The organism is Thalassospira permensis NBRC 106175 (assembly GCF_000714555.1).
Taxonomy (GTDB): domain Bacteria; phylum Pseudomonadota; class Alphaproteobacteria; order Rhodospirillales; family Thalassospiraceae; genus Thalassospira; species Thalassospira xiamenensis.
Window position 1 is genome coordinate 125310 of sequence record NZ_AUNC01000071.1, and the last position, 19656, is coordinate 144965.

The following is a 19656-nucleotide window of genomic DNA, read 5'->3' on the forward strand; positions in this document are numbered from 1 at the left end:
TCGTTCAATCCTTACCCAGCATGCGCGCGACATAACGCGCCAGCATATCAATCTCGAAATTGATCCGGTCACCTGGTTGTTTCGATCCCAGCGTCGTGTGAGTCTGGGTATGGGGTATCAGATTGATACCAAAAGTGTTTCCGTCAACCTCATTGACAGTCAATGAAACACCTTCAAGCGTTACCGAGCCTTTTGACGCAATGTATTTCGCAAAAGCTTCAGGAACCTCGAATGTCAGACGAAGGGAATCACCTTCGGGAATGCGTTTTATCAGCGTCGCAACACCGTCCACATGACCGGATACGATATGCCCGCCCAACTCGTCCCCGATCCGTGTGGCCTGTTCCAGATTTATGCGTGATCCGACCTCAAGATCGCCCAAAGTCGTCTTATCAAGACTTTCGGCAGATGCCTCGATGGCAAACCAGTCCGAACCAGTTTCGATAACGGTCATGCACGCACCATTACAGGCAATCGACGCCCCAAGAGCGATTTTAGAGGTATCAAAAGCGGTCGAGAATTCGAAACGGGTGTCGCCGCGTTTTTCGATTTTCCGAACAGATCCTATATCCGTAATGATGCCAGTGAACATTTATCTATTCCGTTATTTTTTCGTAAGTTATCGCAATATCTTTGCCAACTGGACGAACAGATGTGCGCTGAAAACGTGGCATGTCTGAAAGGTGATCAAGCCCGAGCTCAGCGATCATCGCCTTGCCTTCTGCCCCGATCAGGGATGGTGCAATGAAATGAACCACCCGATCAATCAAATCTCGATGCACCAAGTCGGCAGCCAGATTGCCGCCACTTTCAACCAAAACACGCGTCAGACCCTGCTCGCCCAAACGTTTCATCACGTCATTTAGGTCGAAATGATCATTCTTGCACCCGGCGGTAAGTACTTTGACCCCGGTTTTTCCAAATTTTTCAAAAACTTCGTCAAGTTTGTCTTGGGATGTAATGATCCAGGTAGGGACTTTTTGGGCACCACGGAACAATTCCGCCGATACAGGTACATCGCCATTGCGATCAAGGACAACACGAACAGGTGATTGGGCTTCCCGTCCGGGGATACGGCATGTGAGAGTGGGGTTATCAACAATGACAGTCTTGGCACCAACAAGGATCGCATCGTGATTGGCCCTCAACAGGTGACCATACTCACGCGCAATATCCCCCGTTATCCACTGGCTCTGACCAGAGCGCGTCGCGGATCTGGCATCGATGGTGGATGCCAGTTTTAATGTAATGATCGGCCGACCGGAAACAATGCGCGATAGGAACCCGGCATTGATGCGATGGGCTTCGTCGCCATAAAGCCCTGTTTCAACCGTGATGCCCGCATCACGCAACATTTTGTACCCTTTTCCTGAAACACGACGATCAGGGTCTTCGAGGGCGCTGACGACACGCTTTACTCCGGATTCGATCAGTCCCAACGCACAAGGCGGCGATTTACCAAAATGACTACAGGGTTCGAGCGTTACATAGGCAGTAGAGTTGCGTGCTTTATCGCCTGCCTCGTCAAGTGCGACACGCTCTGCATGTGGGCGACCGCCCGGCTTGGTAAAACCACGACCGACGATTGCCCCTTCAGAAGAAACCAGAACACACCCAACTGACGGGTTGGGCCAGACATTTCCCAGACCACGTTTTGACAGGCTTAGCGCAACCCGCATGAAATGCCGGTCGTCATCTGAAAACGCGGTGGCTGTCATTACTCTGTGTCCGCCTCTTCTTCCCCATCATGCATGTTTTCCACGAACTGCTCAAAGTCGCGGGCTTCTCGGAAATTTTTATACACCGAAGCATAACGGACATAAGCAACCTGATCGAGAGCGATCAAAGCTCCCATGACCATTTCACCGATTGTGTCGGTGGAAATGTCGCTTTCACCACTGCTTTCAAGGCGTCGTTGAATGCCGTTTAACGCCTTTTCGACACGTTCGTCCTCAATCGGGCGCTTCCGGCAGGCAAGAAAGATTGATCGCGCCAGTTTGTCACGATCAAACAATTCACGTTGCCCGTCCTTTTTCACCACCATCAATTCACGCAGCTGAACACGTTCAAATGTCGTGAATCGCGACCCGCAGGCCGGACAAAACCGGCGTCTGCGAATTGCGTGATGTTCCTCGGTCGGACGGGAGTCCTTGACCTGGGTGTCTGTATGGCCGCAGAACGGACAACGCATTGTTTTTACTCTCTCCCGATATAATCAGGCATAAATCGGGAAGCGTTTGCAAAGGTCTTCGACCTTGGTGCGAACTGCCGTTTCGACCTGAGCATTACCATCAGGATTATCAACAAGAGCATCAAGCACATCGCCAATCAGTTCCCCGATCTGCCTGAACTCCTCAACACCAAAACCACGCGTGGTGCCTGCCGGTGTCCCCAAACGAACGCCGGACGTGATGGTCGGTTTCTCGGTGTCGAACGGAATGCCGTTTTTGTTGCAGGTGATTCCTGCACGCTCAAGCGCAACTTCTGCATTGTTGCCTTTGAGGCCTTTTGGACGCAGGTCAACCAGCATCAGATGCGTATCGGTGCCTCCGGTCACGATATCGAAACCACGCTTGACCAGAACTTCGGCCAATGCCTTGGCGTTATCGACAACCTGCTGCGCATATTCCTTGAATTCGGGGCGCAATGCTTCGCCAAAGGCAACCGCCTTGGCAGCGATAACATGCATCAATGGGCCGCCCTGCAAGCCAGGGAAGACTGCCGAATTGATCTTTTTGCCGATTTCAACATTGTTCGACAGGATCATACCGCCACGCGGACCGCGAAGGGTTTTATGCGTCGTGGTTGTCACGACATCGGCATAGGGAAGCGGGCTCGGATGAACGCCACCGGCGACAAGACCGGCGAAATGCGCCATATCAACCATCAACAACGCACCGACCTTGTCGGCGATTTCACGGAAGCGTTTGAAATCGATCTGGCGCGGAATGGCTGAACCACCTGCAATGATCAGTGTCGGCTTGTGCTCCACAGCAAGAGCTTCGACCTGATCGTAATCAAGCGTCAGATCGTCTTCACGCACACCATACTGGATGGCATTAAACCATTTGCCAGAAAGTGCCGGGCGTGCTCCGTGTGTAAGATGCCCGCCAGCGTCCAGCGACATGCCAAGGATGGTATCCCCCGGCTTGCAAAGGGCAAGCATGACCGCACCATTTGCCTGCGCGCCAGAATGCGGCTGCACGTTGACAAATTCACACCCAAACAGTTCTTTTGCACGATTGATCGCAAGTTCTTCTGCAACGTCGACAAACTCGCAGCCACCATAATACCGGCGCGAAGGATAGCCTTCGGCGTATTTGTTGGTCAGAACCGTTCCCTGTGCCTCGATCACAGCCTTGGAAACAATGTTTTCCGAAGCAATCATTTCGATCTGGTTCTGCTGGCGATCCAGTTCATCGGTGATCGATTTGAACAGTGCCGGATCTGCTTCTGACAAGCTGGTAGAGAAAAAGCCTTTGAATGACATTATGGGGCCTCTCGATACAATGTGGCGGGGCCGAACGCAGCAAAGTTCGAAACCCGTACCGGGTTATTGCCAGGTGGCGAAAAATCAGTCGGTAAGCGAAGAAAGTTTTTCAACACGCCGTTCGTGACGACCGCCTTCGAATTCAGTCATCATAAACGCGTTAACGCAATCAAGCGCCGTCGCATCACCCAAAAGGCGTGCGCCGAGGCACAGAACATTGGCGTTGTTGTGTTGACGGCAAAGTTCGGCTGACAGGCGATCATGTACTAAGGCAGCACGAATTTGAGGATATCGGTTGGCAGCGATGCTCATACCGATCCCGGAACCGCATACAAGAATACCGCGTTCAGCCTTGCCATCGATAATCGATTTGGCAACGGCTTTCGCATAATCCGGGTAATCAACTGACGCAGAACCGTCGGTTCCAAGGTCGAGAACCTCCCAGCCATTTCCGGCAAGCGACTTGATGATTTGGGATTTAAGTTCAACACCACCGTGATCGGCAGCGATGGCAATGGTCTTGGCTGTCATATGCGAGCCCTTGGTAAATACGCCAAACAGTAATTTGGAGCGCCTTTTAGCACATAGCTTTGCAACTGCCAACGCACAGCGGCCTATGTTGCCAAAGTTTTAAGTCAGCAACTTTTAAGCGCACAGAACGACACTTGACTACACTTAAAAAAGACATTCACACCCATTGCGTTAGAAAATCATCAACTAAAGAAAAACAACGACGCATATACATTGATATAAACCCCACCATACGCTATCGAACAAAATCGACGAAACAAAAGGTGTGGAATCTTTATCAATTAAACCGCATTACCGGTCATGCCTTTGCAGATTTTATTTGTTTCTCATCTCGCATAGGTTTTCCTTGTTTTGAAAATTTAAGTAGAATCGATATATTGAATAACAGTCTTGTTTGACTATATTCGTAAAATAATGCAAAAAGCATTGCCTATTCATAATAGCGAAGGAAATATTTTAAGATGACCGATGCTGAAAACAGCGTTCTGGACCGCGACGAACTGCTACAGATGACTGTTGATATCGTTTCTGCTTATGTCAGTAACAATGCAATTGCATCTGCACAGATTCCGGAATTGATTTCGACAATTTTCAATTCGCTTGACGTTCTGCGTGAAGACGAAACCATTGAAGAAGAAGAACCGCTGAAACCGGCTGTTCCGATCCGCAAATCAATTGGCGATGATTACATCATCTGCCTTGAAGACGGCAAGAAGCTCAAAATGCTCAAACGCCACCTTCGGACAACATACAATTTGACCCCGGAAGAATACCGGGCGAAATGGGGCCTGCCGTCAGATTACCCGATGGTTGCGCCGAACTATGCAAAACAGCGTTCGCAGTTTGCCAAGAAAATCGGCCTGGGTCGCAAGGCGAAGTAATCACTTGCCCTTTGACCTAAAAGAAAAAGCGTTTTCAGCAATTTCTGAAGACGCTTTTCTTTTATGTGGTCGGCAACAAAAAAGCCCGGCATTGCTGCCGGGCTTTCTGCTGATCAGAATATCTGATTAGTTGGCGTAATCGTAGCCGCCGTCTTTCCATTCATAGAAGACGTAACCCGGTGCTGCGACGTCACCCTTGGCATCGAACGCAATCGAACCAAGAACGGTGTCGAATGTATCACCGCTATGCAGTGCTTCGATAACAGCTTCAGAGTCGGTGGTACCGGCCTTTTCAACTGCCTGTGCCCAAGCCTGAACCGCACCATAGGTGTAAAGGGTGTAACCTTCCGGCTTGTAGCCCTGACCTTCGAAGTATTTTACGAGTTCAGCGTTACGCGGGTCTTTTTCAAGCGCCGGACCGGCGGTGAAAAGTGTTCCGGCACCGGCATCGCCCGTGATCGACCAGTATTCGAGCGAGTTGAGCGCATCACCAGAAATCGCAACGGTCTCAAGACCCTGACTGCGCATCTGACGAACGATCAGGCCCAGCTCGGTGTGGTAACCGCCATAATAAAGGACGTCAACGCCTTCGGATTTCAGTTTGGTCACCAGAGCCGAGTAATCTTTCTCGCCCGGGGTGATGGCTTCGTACATGACTTCTTCAACGCCAGCAGCGTTCAGGTTTTTCTTGGTCTCGTCTGCAAGACCTTTGGAATAAGCCTGTTTGTCATGAACAATGGCGATTTTCTTGTCGCCATAGTTTTCAGCAAGATACTTGCCGGCAACTTCGCCCTGCTGGTCATCACGACCGCAAACACGGAAAACGTTGTCCATGTCACGTTCGGTCAGTTGCGGGTTGGTCGAAGCCGGGGAAATCTGCACGATGCCCTCTTCGAAGTAAACTTCCGAAGCCGGGATCGAGGAACCCGAGCAGAAGTGACCAGCGACAAGAGCAACACCCTTGCTAACGAGCTGGTTTGCAACAGCAACAGCCTGTTTCGGATCGCAAGCATCATCACCGATTTCGAGAACGACTTTTTCGCCGTTAACGCCACCAGCAGCATTGAGGTCTGCAACCGCTTTCTGGGCGCCCTGGGTCATCTGTTCGCCAAAGGCGGCGTAAGGGCCGGTCATCGGACCCACGGTCGCGATAACGATGTCTGCTTTTGCTGCACCCATCGAGAGGACAAGCGCGGAAGCAGTTGCCAGAAGGCCGAGCTTGGTTTTCGACATAAGAGAAGTCTCCCTGTTCCAAAGGTTGGTTCCGTCACCATGACAGAACCATCTTTTTCGGACCCTAAACCGGCTCGCTTTTTTTTCGATTACCGGTTTTGGCTCCCTGTACTTTAACACCCCAGAATTGGTGTGCAATAGTACTAAACATTGCATTGCCAACAATTTAGCAATGTGGTGGTGGCAGTTGCCCATCACCCCCGAAAAGATCAGACGTCCGCCCCGTCACGTGCGCGAAATCCGAAGGGTCCGACACGTTCATAAAGCCACGGATATTGCGACAGCATCTTGTTGACCCGCGTTACGCGGAAGGCGGCCGCCATAATCACAAACAGGATAACCGTATCGAAAATATATCCTGTAAGCGAAAGAAGCTCACCCTCGAACAGCGCAAACGTCATGAAACGGTCCGTCGCCCCCAGCAACAAGGCATAGGGATAAAGCTGGTAGAACGGCCGCCATGTATTGGCGATCGCCTGCCCTGTCATAAAAGCACAGAACCCCATCAGGATGACGGTAATTCCGATTGTGACACCAATGCTGGTACCTGTAATCGCTTCCATATCCGTCCTCCTAGTGGCCCCCCTCGAGATAGGCTGCACGAACTTCCGGATTTGCCAGAAGTTCAGCCCCCGTACCCGAGAGAGTAATATTGCCATTGACCATCACATAACCGCGATGGGCAAGCTTGAGTGCGTGGAACGCGTTCTGCTCGACCAGGAAGACCGTGACCTTCTTCTCGCGGTTGATCTTCTTGATCGTCTCGAAAATCTGCTTGACGACAAGTGGCGCAATCCCAAGAGAAGGCTCATCAAGCAACAGCAAACGGGGACGCCCCATAAGGGCACGACCGATTGCCAGCATCTGCTGCTCGCCCCCGGACATTGTTCCCGCACGCTGGTTGATGCGTTCTTTCAGACGCGGGAACAGATCAAACACCATCTCAAGATCCTCTTCGAAATATTTCGGATCCTGTGTGCTTGCCCCCATCTGCAGGTTTTCATAGACAGACATGCGCGGGAAAATCCGACGCCCTTCAGGGGATTGCTGAATACCAAGACGACAAATCTCATGCGTTGGCATGCGACTGATATCCTGACCTTCAAACAGAATGCGCCCTTTTGACGCCTGCGGTGATCCGCAGCATGTCATCAGCAAGGTCGTCTTGCCGGCACCATTGGCCCCGATCAAGGTGACAATCTCGCCCTCGTTGACTTCCATATCAATGCCCTTGAGGGCTTCGATATTGCCATAGAAGGTGTGAACACCTTCAATCTTCAGCATGGACATATCGATCTGCTCCCTCGCTACGCATTCGGATCTAGATGAAGGTCGGCGGCGACTTCCGGCGGCAGTTCATCGTCTTCATCCTCACCGAGGTAAGCACGAATAACAGCCGGATCATTCTTGACGGCTTCCGGATTGCCATCAGCAATCTTCTTTCCGTAATCAAGGACGATCACATGATCGGAAATCTTCATGACGACGCTCATATCATGTTCGATCAACAGAAGGCCGATTCCCTGATCATCGCGGATGCTCTGTAACAGAACGTTAAGCTCCGCGGACTCACGAGGGTTAAGGCCTGCTGCCGGCTCGTCAAGACACAGCAAGGAAGGATTGACGCACATTGCACGCGCAATCTCGAGGCGACGCTGGGAGCCATAAGGCAGGTTCCCGGCATTCCAGTCAGCCTGTTCATACAGGCCAACCTTGTTAAGCCAGAACTTGGCGGTTTCAAGCGCTTCTTTCTCGGCACTGGTATAGCGACCAAGATTGAAAAGCCCTGCCAGCGAAAAGGCGGATGCCTCCATAAGCTGGTTATGTTGGGCGACAACCAGGTTTTCCAGAACGGTCATGCCCGTGAACAGGCGGATATTCTGGAAAGTACGTGCCACACCGTTGTTGCGTGGAATACGGAAACCTTCCATACGCTCCAGCAAACGCGGTCCGTCATTGGCATAAAGCGTCAGACGTCCCTCGGTCGGCACATAGAACCCGGTAAGACAGTTGAAGACCGTGGTCTTCCCTGCCCCGTTCGGGCCGATAATTGCCGTGATCTCACGCTTTCTTGCGGTGAACGAAAGATTATCAATCGCGACCAGACCGCCAAAGCGCATGGTTAGATGTTCGACTTCAAGCTGTACGTTGTCGGTCATTTGACTTCTCCGGCAACTTTTTCTTTCTTGCTCATATTCAGCAAAATGGTCGGGTCACGGAAAGACAGAAGACCGCGCGGACGCCACAACATGATGGCAACCATACCAGCTCCGAAAATCAGCATGCGATATTCGGCCAGTTCGCGGAACATTTCCGGGAAACCGATCATGACAATCGCGGCAAGAACCACCCCGATCTGACTGCCCATACCACCCAGAACAACGATGGCCAGGATCACGGCAGATTCAAGGAAGGTAAAACTTTCCGGGCTGATGAAGCCCTGACGTGTCGCAAAGAACGCGCCAGCAAAACCACCGAACATTGCACCAATCGCAAATGCCGAAAGTTTGGTATTCGTCGGGTTGATTCCCAGCGAGCGGCAGGCGATTTCGTCTTCGCGCAACGCTTCCCATGCACGACCAATCGGTAGTTTGCGAAGGCGTACGGTAACAAATGCGGTTACCAGTGCCAGCACAAGGATCAGGTAATACAGGAAGATCAGGCGATGCATCGTCGAATAGTCCAGACCGAACAATTCGTTGAATCCCATCACCCCTTCCGGCAAGCGTCGATCAAACTCGGCAAAGCCAAAGAAGCTGGGCCGGGCAATCGACGAAATACCGTCTGGTCCACGGGTCAGATCATACCAGTTGATCAGGACAACACGGATGATTTCACCGAAACCAAGCGTCACAATCGCCAGATAATCGCCACGCAGTCGCAATACCGGGAAACCAAGCACAATACCGAAACTTGCAGCAAAAATACCGGCCAGCGGCAGGCACAACCAGAAGCTCAGATCGAAATGCTGGGACAACAGTGCATAGGAATAGGCGCCGACCGCATAAAATGCGACGTAACCCAGATCAAGCAAACCGGCCAGACCGACCACGATATTCAGCCCCCAACCCAGCATGATGTAGATCATGACAAGGGTTGCGAGGTCGATAGCGGAGCGGTTTTCACCAAACAGAAACGGGAAGATAATGAAGAATACAATCCCCAATGCCCCGATCTTCTTGGTGTTGGTCCGATATGCCATCTGGATTTTTGACGAAAGCCTGGAGCCGCTTTCTTCCTCTTCGGCACCTGGCTTTTTCATGCTGAAATAGGCAATTGCAAAAACGATCGAGACGAACGCAACAGCCACAATCACGCTCGTTGCACTGCCAAACGCCATATCAAGGAAGACTGGCGAAGCCCAGCGATCATCCATTTCGCGGAAACGGACGAACATCTCGAATACCGCCACTGCGGCGGCGGTAATCAGCAAAGCCTGTCCCACACGCGAAATGTGTTCGCGGCGAAGGATCAATGCCAATCGGCCAATGATTGTCGAGATGATGGCGGTAACCACCAGATCCCAACGAACAGCCAGTTCAAGCCCGGTCGGACGGTCAACCGTCTCGACACCAAGGATCATGACCGACATCAACAGTGCAATAACAGCAAAGAACGCGAGTTCCTTGACAATTTCCGCACCGGAAATCCGTGAAGAAGTGATAAGAGCGGACATCAGACTTTCTCGACCTCCGGCTTACCAAGCAGACCCCACGGACGGAAAATCAGCACGAGAACCAGAATACTGAACGTTGCGACGTCCTTGTATTCGATCGTGAGATAACCCGACCAGAATGCTTCGATCAGACCAATCAGAAGACCACCAAGCATTGCACCCGGAAGCGATCCGATGCCCCCCAGAACGGCAGCAGTGAACGCCTTAACACCGGCAAGGAAGCCGATATAGAAGTCGATCACACCGTATACAGGGTCACCATCATCCCCGCGACTGCGGCAAGAGCTGCCCCCATGACAAAGGTCGTGGAGATGGTGCGGTCAACGTTAACGCCAAGCAGGCCAGCCATGGTACGGTCCTGCTCACAGGCGCGCTGAGCACGACCAAGCGACGTTTTCGCAATCAGTGTCGAAAACACAGCCATCAGAACAAACGTCAAAAGGATAATGACGATCTGCATGTAGCTGAGCTGAACATTGAAATTCGGGCTTTCCATCAGGATGATGCCGCCCTCGATCAATGGCTGCATCGGTTTCACGCGCGCACCCTGCGAAATCTGAACAAAGTTCTGCAGGAAGATCGACATGCCGATGGCCGAAATCAGCGCTGCGAGCCGGAATGACCCGCGCAGCGGCCTGTATGCAATCCGTTCAACGCCCCACCCGTAGATCGAAGTGAGCACCATTGACACAAACAGCATCAAAAGAAGTGTAAGCGGAAGGATACCGCTAATCCCTGCTGCCTGACAGATCAGGAAGGTGATCAGGGAATGAAACGCGCCCAGCATATAGATTTCGCCGTGCGCAAAGTTGATCATACCGATGATGCCGTAAACCATCGTGTAGCCGATGGCGATCAAACCGTAGATGGCTCCCAGCGTCAGACCGTTGATCAATTGTTGTAAAAAATAAGCCCAATCCATTGCACAACCTTAGATTTGGCACAGACAAACGAGGTCTTCGACCGACTGGCTGAAGGTGCAAAACAAGATACAGTTGTATTGATTGGATGAGACCAAGTCTCCCCATTGCCCCCTAGCAAACCTCCGAAGCCTCCGTCTTTTTGTTATCGGGTTTTCCCCGGTTCTAGCCTTTGGACACGACCATTCTTATTGTGGTTCTTTATCCAAAAGCGCGATTAGAGCACAAACCTTAGACACATGAGGTCGAAGGCTGCAAGCGGCTTTGATAAATTGGTCAAAAACACCAAATCGTATTTCATTCTTAGAATAAAACACCAACGCCACCGAATGCACCGGCCCTTATATTGTATATTTTATCCCTTATTAAGGACGTATTCAAGTTTTTGTACCGCGACGCGCTTTAGTTGCTCCGGATTCCTTGAAACCGGCCCTGCCACGGTCACCTCGATTCCCGTTTTGCCATCAATTGCCGTGCAGCGCAGATAGCTGCCAATCTGTCGCAATTCGAAATAAACCTCGCGCGGCGCATTGCTTCTGGTTGTCATTCATCAATCCGGAAAATTCTGTTCGGCACTTTGCCCGTTAGACAGCACAAATCTAACATTAATGCAGGCCACGGTATTCATAAAAAAACAGGCCCGGTATTTGCCGGGCCTGAATGATACACCTCATAATGCCGTAGCGTTACTTGTCGCCATCCAGCATTTTGACAATAGCCGAGAAATCCATCCCGCCATTTCCGCTATTTGAATAAAGCGCATACAGGCTTTCAGCCAATGCCCCCATTGGCGTTGTTGCCCCGGCGGATGCCGCCGCCTGTTGCGCCAGCTTCAAGTCTTTCAGCATCATGTCCACCGCAAATCCCGGTTGATAGTCACGATTTGCCGGAGACGTCGGAACCGGTCCCGGCACGGGACAATAACTTGTAAGCGACCAGCACTGGCCGGACGCCTTCGATGAAATATCAAACAGCTTCTGCGCATCCAGCCCCAAACGCTTTGCAAGCATGAAGGCCTCGGATACGGCAATCATACTGACGCCAAGCACCATATTGTTGCAAATCTTTGCCGCCTGCCCGGCCCCGCTTGTGCCTGCGTGAATGATATTGCTACCCATTCCCTCAAGAACCGGTTTCGCACGATCAAAATCACCATCATCGCCACCAACCATAAAGGTCAGTGTTCCGGCAGTAGCCCCCGCAACCCCGCCAGAGATCGGCGCGTCAACAGAGCCAAGACCTTTGGCCTTCGCCAGATCGGCAGCTTTGCGTGCGGCATCAACTTCGATGGTGGAGCTATCAATCAAAAGTGTGCCCGTCCTGGCGTTGGCAATCACGCCGTCTGGTCCGTCATAAACCGACAGCACGTGCTTTCCAGCAGGAAGAACCGTGACAACGAACTCGACATCCTTTGCCGCATCGGCAACCGTCGATGCCTTGGTGGCTCCCTCTGCAACCGCCTTGCTGACCGCGGCTTCGGACAAATCAAAGACCTTGAGTGCATGCCCAGCCTTAATCAGGTTGGCCGCCATCGGCCCGCCCATATTACCCAGACCAATGAAACCGATTTTCGCCATTTGGAGTCTCCTCTGATCTCTCGATTACGAGATTATCTTTTGATTTGTTGATGTTACAGAACTGTTCAGAACTGCAGTTTTAGCTCTTTATCTTCGGGTAAAAGGTCAAAATATGCTGCGACCTCGCGAGGATCGACTTGCCCGATATCGGCATGTTGCCATTTTGGACTGTGATCCTTGTCGACGATCACGGCACGAACCCCTTCAAACAAATCTGGTTTGCGAACGGTCCGTTGCGATAGACGGAACTCCATCATCAGGTCCTGCGCAAGTGTCATATCGCGCGCTTGACGGATTTGATCAAAGGTAACAGCAACTGCTATCGGTGATTTGGTGCGCAATATTTTGGCCGTTTCCCGTGCAAAGTCTGACCGAGATGTATCAAGTCGGGCAAAAACGTCGCTAACCGTTTCGCTGCCAAACAAGTCATCGACTTCACTCCGAACCGATCCAAGAATGCCGGCACCATCATCAGAATGATGTTCATCCAGAATCCGTTGAACGGCCACGAAGTCATCGCCGCCTTCCGAAATCTTTGCCAGTTCACCTTTCAAGGACGCGATATTTTCACTTTGCGTTCGGTGCGTAGCCAAACCCGCATAAATGCAATCTGCCGCTTTGATCCGCGCGCCCGTCAGGCCAAGATACATTCCGACTTCGCCGGGACAGCGCGAAAGGAAGTACCCGCCGCCAACATCGGGAAAGAACCCGATCCCAGTCTCAGGCATTGCAAACAGGGTGCGCTCGGTCACCACTCGGAAACGGCCGTTCACGGAAACGCCGACACCTCCCCCCATCGTAATGCCGTCCATCAAGGCAACATACGGCTTGGGATAATTTGCAATGTAATGGTTAAGGCGATATTCCCGCCGATAAAAGGCATCAAGAAGTTCTTCGTCGTCGCGCTGCCGCGCGTCATAAAGCCCCCGTATATCGCCCCCGGCACAGAATGCCTTTTCGCCAGCGCCCTCAATTACAACGACAGCAACCGTCGGGTCCGTCTCCCACGCGCGAAGTTTGGCTGTGATCGCATCAACCATCGGCAGATCAAGAGCATTCAATGCCTTGGGCCGGTTTAACAAGATATGACCGATGGCCCCGTCCTTCGAGAAAACGACGGATGCCTCATTGTCATGCGATGAACTTGTCGCGTTTTCGCTGCTCATAAATCAATCCTTTAGCGCGGCACGAGAGATGATCAGGCGCATGATTTCGTTGGTACCTTCCAGAATCTGGTGAACCCGAAGGTCGCGCAGAAGCCTTTCGACCGGGTATTCGCGGATATAACCATATCCACCATGAAGCTGTAGCGCTTCATTACATACCCTGAACCCGATATCCGTGCCGAAACGTTTCGCCATTGCACAAAACTGTGTGGCGTCCGGTGTCTTGTGATCCAGTTTCCAGGCCGCTTTGTGCAGCATCAGCCGTGCCGCTTCGAGCTCTGTCACCATGTCGGCATATTTGAACTGCAATGCCTGAAACTGATCAAGGGTTTTGCCAAATTGCTTGCGAACCTTGATATGGTCGCGCGCATGCTCCATTGCGGCCCGCGCACCACCGATGGAGCATGCCGAGATATTAAGTCTGCCGCCATCAAGACCCATCATGGCAAACTTGAAACCTTCGCCCTCTTCTCCCAACCGGTTTTCCACCGGAATTTTGCAATTGCTGAAAATGACGGCTGATGTCGGCTGACTGTTCCATCCCATCTTTTCTTCCAGCTTGCCAAATGACAGGCCTTCGGCATCTTTTGGAACGATAAAGGTCGATATTCCCTTCGGGCTGTCATCGCCGGTTCGCGCCATGACAATGTAAACATCACTGCGCGATCCCCCGGAAATAAAAGCCTTTTCGCCATTAAGGATGTAATGCGCACCGTCGCGCGCAGCACGCGTACGCAACGAACCTGCATCTGATCCCGCTCCCGGTTCCGTCAGGCAATAGCTGGCGAAATGTTCCATGGTAACGAGTTTTGGAAGATATTTTTGCCGCTGGTCTTCATTCCCGAAACGGTCAATCATCCAGCATGCCATATTGTGGATCGAGATATATGCCGCCGTTGACGGGCACGCGCTTGCCAGTTCTTCGAAAATCACGGCAGCGTCCAAGCGACCAAGGCCCGATCCCCCGACATCTTCGCGCGTGTATATAGCAGCAAAGCCAAGTTCGGCTGCCTTACGCAGGGTTTCTTCAGGGAAGATATGCTTTGCATCCCACTCGCCCGCATGCGGTGCCATTTCGTTTTGTGCGAAATCGCGGGCTGCCTGTGCAAATGCCTGCTGGTCTTCAGACAGGTTGAATTCCATTGGATCGCCACCTCTGAATGTTTTGGTATTTTCCCTTTACGTAAACGTGAATTCGGTTCTTTGTCAATTCATTCGGTATAACAGTACCGAATTATGTGAATAATTTCGCCTCCGACAGTTTCAGGGGCGAATTTGCGAATTTTTGTTCCAATTTCTTGTCGGCTCGCAGCGAATATGCATTACTCCGGTGAAACCAATGCAACTTAAAAATCAGGGGAAACGACATGTCAGATTCCACGAAACCGGAAACTATTGTTCTACACGCCGGATACCGCGCAGACCCGGCAACCGGATCGGTTGCCGTACCGCTTTATCAGACGACGAGCTACCAATTCCGCGATACCCAACACGCGGCCGATCTTTTCGCGCTGAAAGAACTGGGTAACATCTATACCCGCCTGATGAACCCGACCAACGATGTGCTCGAACAGCGAATTGCTGCACTTGAGGGTGGCGCAGCAGCCGTTGCCGTCGGCTCTGGTCAGGCTGCATCAACCTTTTCCGTTCTCAATATCGCCCAGGCGGGTGACAATATTGTAAGTTCCACAGACCTTTACGGCGGTACTTGGAACCTTTTTGCCAATACATTCAAACAGATGGGTATCGAAGTTCGCTTTGCAGATCCATCTGACCCGGAAAACTTCCGGCGTCTGACGGATGACAAAACGCGCGCCTATTACGCCGAAACCCTGCCAAACCCTAAACTTCAGGTCTTTCCGATCAGGGAAGTCGCCAATATTGGTGACGAGCTTGGCATCCCGTTGATTATGGACAACACCGCCGCACCGGTGCTGTGCCGCCCCATCGATCATGGCGCGACGATTGTCATGTATTCGACCACCAAGTTTATCGCTGGCCACGGTACGTCTGTCGGCGGGATTGTCGTCGATTCCGGCAAGTTTGACTGGGAAAAGCATGTCAAACGCTTCCCGTTACTGAATGAACCGGATCCCAGCTATCACGGTGCGGTCTGGACGCAGGCCGTCAAACCGATTGGCCCGGTTGCTTATGCGATCAAACTGCGCTGCACATTGCTGCGCGACGTTGGCGCGGCCGCCTCGCCTTTCAACTCGTTCCAGACCATTCAGGGCATGGAAACACTGCCGCTGCGCATGGAACGTCACTGCGAAAACAGCGCCAAAGTTGCCGACTTCCTGTCGTCCCATCCCAAGGTTTCCAAGGTGATTTATCCCGGAAAACAGGATGGCGAAAGCCGCCGCCGTGCCGATACTTACCTTAAGGGCGGGTACGGATCGCTTATGGGGTTTGAGCTTGCAGGCGGCAAAGCAGCCGGCGAGAAATTCATCAACAGCCTTGGCCTGTTTTATCATGTCGCCAATATCGGCGACACCAGATCGCTTGCCATTCATCCGGCCACGACAACGCACAGCCAGCTTTCCGAACAGGATCGTATTTCATCTGGCGTGACGGATGGTTATGTACGCCTGTCGATCGGCATCGAACATATCGATGACATTCTTGCCGATTTGAAACAGGCACTTGATAAAGCCTGAGCCGTCATATCGTTGAATATGAAACCGGCCCTGTTTGTACGGGGCCGGTTTTTTATTGACCATCTTCCCGATCAAAGGTAAACGCGCATTATCGGCAAAACATGCAAAACAGGCAAATCGATGTCGAGTGTCAATTCGCGCCAGCGTGAAATCGAAAAACTCCTTCACAGCCAAGGCACAGTTCATATTCATGACCTGTCTGCTCTTTTTCATACATCCCTTGATACCATTCGGCGTGACCTGCGCCAGATGGAAGACGCCGGAAGTCTAAGGCGTATTCATGGTGGTGCTACGTTGCCAAGTACTGCCCGCGAAGGATTTCATGACCGGGCACAGGATTTAAAACCGGAACGCTCCGAAATCGCGCGCAAGGTCGCCCATGACCTTGTTCCGGATCATGGCGTGGTCTTTTTTGACAGCGGCACGACGATTTATGAAGTCGCCCGACATCTGAAACCGTCATTTTCTGGTACCGTCATCACGGTGAATCCCCTGATTGCTGTTGAACTGGCCAATCATCCGAATGCGAATATCATTATGATTGGCGGGATGGTTCTGAAACGTGATCTGGCGATCTGCGGACCGACGGCAATTGATGAAATACGCAACTACAATGCCGATCTTGTGCTGCTGGGTACCTGCGCCCTTCATCCAGAACTGGGTTTGACCACCAGCACAGCCGAAGAACGCGCCACCAAGGCAGCGATGCTGGCGCAATCTGCCGAAGCGATTGCCGTCACCACTGCCGACAAACTCGAAACCAACTTGCCATTCAGGGTCTGTGACCTTGATGCGATTTCACATCTTGTAACCGGACGGAAGCTGTCGAGCGGTTATCTGAGCAACTATACCGAACGCGGGATCAATGTGATCCTTGCCTGACGGAGGCCGAGCCCCGCATGCCTATCTCCAACCAGATTGCCCATAACAGAATCCGTGCCATTTTCTTTTTGCATGGTGCTGCCTTTTCAAGCTGGGTCCCGCATATTCCGCTGGTGCAGGAGCGCCTTGGATTTGGTCACGATGATCTTGGTGCCATATTGCTGGCGGCCGCAGTTGGTGTTCTTGCCGTTATGCCTGTTGCCGGTCGTCTATCGGACAAGTTTGGCAGCGAACGGGTCGCACGCTATTCCGGGGTGGCTTATTTCATTTCCGTTGGCATTCCGGTCTTCATGCCAAGCTTCATGTCGATTGCGATTGCCATGTTCGCACTCGGTTTTTTTGGCGCATTCCTTGATATATCGATGAATGCCAATGGCCTGAACGTTGAGCGGGCCAAAAAACGCAGCGTCATGTCCGGCTTGCACGGTTTCTGGAGCCTGGGGGGTTTTGCCGGTGCGGGCACGACGGCGGCCTGGTTTGCCCTGCCCCTGTCGGTTGAATGGCATCTTCCGGTCATGCTGACCCTTTTCCTGATTCTGCATCTGGTCCTTCAACGCCAGTTGATGCCTGATGCTGCCGTTCCCCATCCCGCCCAAACGCATGACGGATCATCTGCCAAACAGCGCGCGATGTTTCTGACCCTGCTGCCATTTGGGGCCTGTGCCTTCATCGGCCAGTTTGGCGAGGGCGTGATTACCGACTGGGCGACGGTTCTGATGAATACAGAACTCAATTCCGGCCCGACGATGGCGGCCGTGGGCTTTGCCTGCTATTCGGCGACCATGGCCATTACCCGCCTGTCGGGAGACTGGCTGGTTACGAAATTTGGCCGCCCGCAAATCCTGCTGTCCAGTTCGGCATGCGCATCCTTTGGCCTGTTTGTGCTGGCACTTGCGCCGCACTACGTCGTTGCCTGGATCGGGTGTGCCATCGCCGGGATTGGACTGGCCGTCATCCTGCCGCTTCTGATTTCTGCTGCGGCGGAGGCAAGTGGCAGAAGCGGCGGTGCGGTCGTTTCAACCATTGCGGCAACCGGTTACACCGCCTTGATGGCCGGGCCACCGGCTATTGGGGCGATTGGTCAACAGCTTGGACTGGTTACGGCTTTTGTCCTGACAGCAAGTTTTCTGGCCTTGATCATACCGGTTTATATGCTGACCATGCGTAAACGCCTTTATCGCGCCAGCAATAGTTGATCCGCCGTCAATTCTGTCCCATAAATTGTCACCTCATTTCTGAATTCAGAATGCCGCCCCACTGACAAGAGAACAGATCATGGCCAAAACAGTCACCTATGGCACTTTCCCGCGCACCCGCCTTCGCCGGACCCGCATGAGCGACTGGTCGCGTCGCATGGTGGCGGAAACCCGATTGACCGCACATGATCTGATCCTGCCGGTGTTTGTGATTGACGGCAAAAACGAACGGACACCGATCCCATCAATGCCCGGTGTCGAACGACAAAGCGTTGACGTGCTTGTTGAAACGGCAAAACATGCGCAAAAGCTTGGCATACCTGCCCTTGCGCTTTTCCCGTATATTGATGCCAGCCTCAAAACCAAGGATGCGCGCGAAGCATATAATCCCGACAATGTGGTTTGCCGTGCGACAAAGGCGATCAAAGACGCCTGCCCCAATCTTGGTGTCATTACCGACGTTGCCCTTGATCCGTTCAATGCGGATGGTCAGGACGGGATCGTGATTAACGGTGAAATCCTTAATGACGAAACGACCGAGGCCCTTGTGCGCCAGGCACTGGTTCAGGCACAGGCCGGATGCGATGTCGTCGCCCCGTCCGACATGATGGATGGCCGTATCGGTGCCATTCGTGATGTTCTGGAATCCGAAGGGCTTAAAAAGGTCCAGATCATGGCCTATGCGGCAAAGTACGCATCGTCCTTCTATGGCCCGTTCCGCGATGCAATCGGATCGGCTTCTGCCTTGGGCAAGGCGGACAAGAAAACCTACCAGCTTGACCCCGCCAATAGCAGCGAAGCGATGCGCGAAGTTGCCTATGATCTTGAGGAAGGTGCCGACTCCGTCATTGTGAAACCCGGCCTGCCATATCTTGACGTTCTGTATCGGGTGCGTGAGGAATTTGGCGTCCCTGTTTTCGCCTATCAGGTATCGGGTGAATACGCAATGTTGCGGGCTGCGGCCCAGAATGGCTGGCTTGATTATCTTGGCTGCGCCATTGAAACGCTATCCTGTTTCAAACGTGCCGGCGCGTCAGGAATCCTGACATACAGTGCAATTGACGTTGCCGAGGCCATTTAACAAGGAAACTTTTTTCGTTTTTCTGGAAGAAAGTTCTTGATTTGTTCTTTGTGTTGTGGCATAAAGACAAAGTCAACAGGACAAATGGGTCCGGAGACAAAACCCGCAAAGCGTGATTCGCTTTTGCGGGTTTTTGCGTTTCAGGCGGCAAAAATGGGAATGGGATGATGATGAAGCAGCTATCTGATCGTCTGAAAGGACGACGGCGGTATCGCCAAATGGGCATCACTGGCGCATGGAAAAGTCATTACGGCGGTGGTGCGTCCGGGCCGTGAGGGCATGCGAGATTTACGGAAACGGGTGTTTATCATGACGGGAGAGATGTGCCCTTGGGGCAAGGGTGTTTGTTCGGGGCAGCGAGAGCCG

General features: G+C 52.4%; 19 protein-coding genes and 1 pseudogene. 5 read left to right on the forward strand and 15 right to left on the reverse strand.

Annotated features, from left to right (window positions below):
* Positions 1-4: 4 nt before the first annotated feature.
* The 5 genes from SMB34_RS21110 to rpiB all read right to left on the reverse strand — a co-directional run bounded on the left by SMB34_RS21110 (position 5) and on the right by rpiB (position 4021).
* On the reverse strand, positions 5-592 hold the full coding sequence (locus SMB34_RS21110) for a riboflavin synthase (RefSeq protein WP_037992618.1): 588 nt from the start codon (positions 590-592) through the stop codon (positions 5-7).
* A gap of 4 nt (positions 593-596) precedes the next feature.
* Complete coding sequence (ribD, locus tag SMB34_RS19915; protein ID WP_037992620.1) at positions 597-1718, reverse strand: bifunctional diaminohydroxyphosphoribosylaminopyrimidine deaminase/5-amino-6-(5-phosphoribosylamino)uracil reductase RibD; 1122 nt, start codon at positions 1716-1718, stop codon at positions 597-599.
* Complete coding sequence (nrdR, locus tag SMB34_RS19920) at positions 1718-2191, reverse strand: transcriptional regulator NrdR (RefSeq protein ID WP_007089530.1); 474 nt, start codon at positions 2189-2191, stop codon at positions 1718-1720. The genes ribD and nrdR overlap by 1 nt, the downstream gene beginning before the upstream one ends.
* A 24-nt stretch (positions 2192-2215) precedes the next feature.
* On the reverse strand, positions 2216-3490 hold the full coding sequence (gene glyA, locus SMB34_RS19925) for a serine hydroxymethyltransferase (protein ID WP_007089529.1): 1275 nt from the start codon (positions 3488-3490) through the stop codon (positions 2216-2218).
* An 84-nt stretch (positions 3491-3574) separates the two neighbouring features.
* Positions 3575-4021, reverse strand: coding sequence for a ribose 5-phosphate isomerase B (gene rpiB, locus SMB34_RS19930; protein ID WP_037992622.1), 447 nt, complete (start codon positions 4019-4021; stop codon positions 3575-3577).
* Between the two features lie 461 nt (positions 4022-4482).
* Between rpiB and SMB34_RS19935 the strand changes: the two genes are divergently transcribed.
* Entirely contained in the window at positions 4483-4902 is a 420-nt protein-coding gene (locus SMB34_RS19935; RefSeq protein ID WP_007089527.1) for a Ros/MucR family transcriptional regulator, read from the forward strand.
* Between the two features lie 126 nt (positions 4903-5028).
* Here the strand turns inward: SMB34_RS19935 and SMB34_RS19940 are convergent, their stop codons facing one another.
* The 10 genes and pseudogenes from SMB34_RS19940 to SMB34_RS19985 all read right to left on the reverse strand — a co-directional run bounded on the left by SMB34_RS19940 (position 5029) and on the right by SMB34_RS19985 (position 14617).
* Positions 5029-6135, reverse strand: coding sequence for a branched-chain amino acid ABC transporter substrate-binding protein (locus tag SMB34_RS19940; protein ID WP_007089526.1), 1107 nt, complete (start codon positions 6133-6135; stop codon positions 5029-5031).
* A 209-nt stretch (positions 6136-6344) separates the two neighbouring features.
* Entirely contained in the window at positions 6345-6698 is a 354-nt protein-coding gene (locus tag SMB34_RS19945; protein ID WP_007089525.1) for a DUF6867 family protein, read from the reverse strand.
* 10 nt (positions 6699-6708) lie between these two features.
* Positions 6709-7419, reverse strand: coding sequence for an ABC transporter ATP-binding protein (locus SMB34_RS19950; protein ID WP_007089524.1), 711 nt, complete (start codon positions 7417-7419; stop codon positions 6709-6711).
* Positions 7420-7442: 23 nt separating this feature from the next.
* Complete coding sequence (locus tag SMB34_RS19955; RefSeq protein WP_007089523.1) at positions 7443-8294, reverse strand: ABC transporter ATP-binding protein; 852 nt, start codon at positions 8292-8294, stop codon at positions 7443-7445.
* Positions 8291-9811 (reverse strand): high-affinity branched-chain amino acid ABC transporter permease LivM, encoded by a 1521-nt coding sequence (gene livM, locus SMB34_RS19960; RefSeq protein ID WP_007089522.1) that lies wholly within the window; start codon positions 9809-9811, stop codon positions 8291-8293. The genes SMB34_RS19955 and livM overlap by 4 nt, the downstream gene beginning before the upstream one ends.
* Positions 9811-10733, reverse strand: a pseudogene (locus SMB34_RS19965) (ABC transporter permease subunit). The gene livM and the pseudogene SMB34_RS19965 overlap by 1 nt, the downstream one beginning before the upstream one ends.
* Positions 10734-11086: 353 nt before the next feature.
* On the reverse strand, positions 11087-11278 hold the full coding sequence (locus SMB34_RS19970) for a DUF6898 family protein (protein ID WP_007089520.1): 192 nt from the start codon (positions 11276-11278) through the stop codon (positions 11087-11089).
* A 139-nt stretch (positions 11279-11417) separates the two neighbouring features.
* Entirely contained in the window at positions 11418-12308 is an 891-nt protein-coding gene (mmsB, locus tag SMB34_RS19975; protein ID WP_007089519.1) for a 3-hydroxyisobutyrate dehydrogenase, read from the reverse strand.
* A 65-nt stretch (positions 12309-12373) separates the two neighbouring features.
* Positions 12374-13474 carry an enoyl-CoA hydratase/isomerase family protein gene (locus SMB34_RS19980; protein WP_007089518.1) on the reverse strand — a complete coding sequence of 367 codons (1101 nt, stop codon included), beginning with the start codon at positions 13472-13474 and terminating at the stop codon, positions 12374-12376.
* Between the two features lie 3 nt (positions 13475-13477).
* On the reverse strand, positions 13478-14617 hold the full coding sequence (locus SMB34_RS19985) for an isobutyryl-CoA dehydrogenase (RefSeq protein WP_007089517.1): 1140 nt from the start codon (positions 14615-14617) through the stop codon (positions 13478-13480).
* Positions 14618-14841: 224 nt separating this feature from the next.
* On the opposite strand from SMB34_RS19985, the gene SMB34_RS19990 reads away from it, so the two are divergent.
* The 4 genes from SMB34_RS19990 to hemB all read left to right on the forward strand — a co-directional run bounded on the left by SMB34_RS19990 (position 14842) and on the right by hemB (position 19290).
* Positions 14842-16131 (forward strand): O-acetylhomoserine aminocarboxypropyltransferase/cysteine synthase family protein, encoded by a 1290-nt coding sequence (locus SMB34_RS19990; RefSeq protein WP_037992625.1) that lies wholly within the window; start codon positions 14842-14844, stop codon positions 16129-16131.
* 120 nt (positions 16132-16251) lie between these two features.
* Entirely contained in the window at positions 16252-17013 is a 762-nt protein-coding gene (locus SMB34_RS19995) for a DeoR/GlpR family DNA-binding transcription regulator (RefSeq protein WP_037992627.1), read from the forward strand.
* A 17-nt stretch (positions 17014-17030) separates the two neighbouring features.
* Positions 17031-18209, forward strand: coding sequence for an MFS transporter (locus tag SMB34_RS20000; RefSeq protein WP_037992628.1), 1179 nt, complete (start codon positions 17031-17033; stop codon positions 18207-18209).
* Positions 18210-18288: 79 nt separating this feature from the next.
* Positions 18289-19290 carry a porphobilinogen synthase gene (gene hemB / locus SMB34_RS20005; protein WP_007089513.1) on the forward strand — a complete coding sequence of 334 codons (1002 nt, stop codon included), beginning with the start codon at positions 18289-18291 and terminating at the stop codon, positions 19288-19290.
* Positions 19291-19656 lie beyond the last annotated feature (366 nt).

What these genes read in the sequence shown, in the direction of transcription:
- SMB34_RS21110 (WP_037992618.1), bottom strand. Translation starts at nt 592, where the DNA reads ATGTTCACTGGCATCATTACGGATATAGGATCTGTTCGGAAAATCGAA.
- ribD (WP_037992620.1), bottom strand. Translation starts at nt 1,718, where the DNA reads ATGACAGCCACCGCGTTTTCAGATGACGACCGGCATTTCATGCGGGTT.
- nrdR (WP_007089530.1), bottom strand. Translation starts at nt 2,191, where the DNA reads ATGCGTTGTCCGTTCTGCGGCCATACAGACACCCAGGTCAAGGACTCC.
- glyA (WP_007089529.1), bottom strand. Translation starts at nt 3,490, where the DNA reads ATGTCATTCAAAGGCTTTTTCTCTACCAGCTTGTCAGAAGCAGATCCG.
- rpiB (WP_037992622.1), bottom strand. Translation starts at nt 4,021, where the DNA reads ATGACAGCCAAGACCATTGCCATCGCTGCCGATCACGGTGGTGTTGAA.
- SMB34_RS19935 (WP_007089527.1), top strand. Translation starts at nt 4,483, where the DNA reads ATGACCGATGCTGAAAACAGCGTTCTGGACCGCGACGAACTGCTACAG.
- SMB34_RS19940 (WP_007089526.1), bottom strand. Translation starts at nt 6,135, where the DNA reads ATGTCGAAAACCAAGCTCGGCCTTCTGGCAACTGCTTCCGCGCTTGTC.
- SMB34_RS19945 (WP_007089525.1), bottom strand. Translation starts at nt 6,698, where the DNA reads ATGGAAGCGATTACAGGTACCAGCATTGGTGTCACAATCGGAATTACC.
- SMB34_RS19950 (WP_007089524.1), bottom strand. Translation starts at nt 7,419, where the DNA reads ATGCTGAAGATTGAAGGTGTTCACACCTTCTATGGCAATATCGAAGCC.
- SMB34_RS19955 (WP_007089523.1), bottom strand. Translation starts at nt 8,294, where the DNA reads ATGACCGACAACGTACAGCTTGAAGTCGAACATCTAACCATGCGCTTT.
- livM (WP_007089522.1), bottom strand. Translation starts at nt 9,811, where the DNA reads ATGTCCGCTCTTATCACTTCTTCACGGATTTCCGGTGCGGAAATTGTC.
- SMB34_RS19970 (WP_007089520.1), bottom strand. Translation starts at nt 11,278, where the DNA reads ATGACAACCAGAAGCAATGCGCCGCGCGAGGTTTATTTCGAATTGCGA.
- mmsB (WP_007089519.1), bottom strand. Translation starts at nt 12,308, where the DNA reads ATGGCGAAAATCGGTTTCATTGGTCTGGGTAATATGGGCGGGCCGATG.
- SMB34_RS19980 (WP_007089518.1), bottom strand. Translation starts at nt 13,474, where the DNA reads ATGAGCAGCGAAAACGCGACAAGTTCATCGCATGACAATGAGGCATCC.
- SMB34_RS19985 (WP_007089517.1), bottom strand. Translation starts at nt 14,617, where the DNA reads ATGGAATTCAACCTGTCTGAAGACCAGCAGGCATTTGCACAGGCAGCC.
- SMB34_RS19990 (WP_037992625.1), top strand. Translation starts at nt 14,842, where the DNA reads ATGTCAGATTCCACGAAACCGGAAACTATTGTTCTACACGCCGGATAC.
- SMB34_RS19995 (WP_037992627.1), top strand. Translation starts at nt 16,252, where the DNA reads ATGTCGAGTGTCAATTCGCGCCAGCGTGAAATCGAAAAACTCCTTCAC.
- SMB34_RS20000 (WP_037992628.1), top strand. Translation starts at nt 17,031, where the DNA reads ATGCCTATCTCCAACCAGATTGCCCATAACAGAATCCGTGCCATTTTC.
- hemB (WP_007089513.1), top strand. Translation starts at nt 18,289, where the DNA reads ATGGCCAAAACAGTCACCTATGGCACTTTCCCGCGCACCCGCCTTCGC.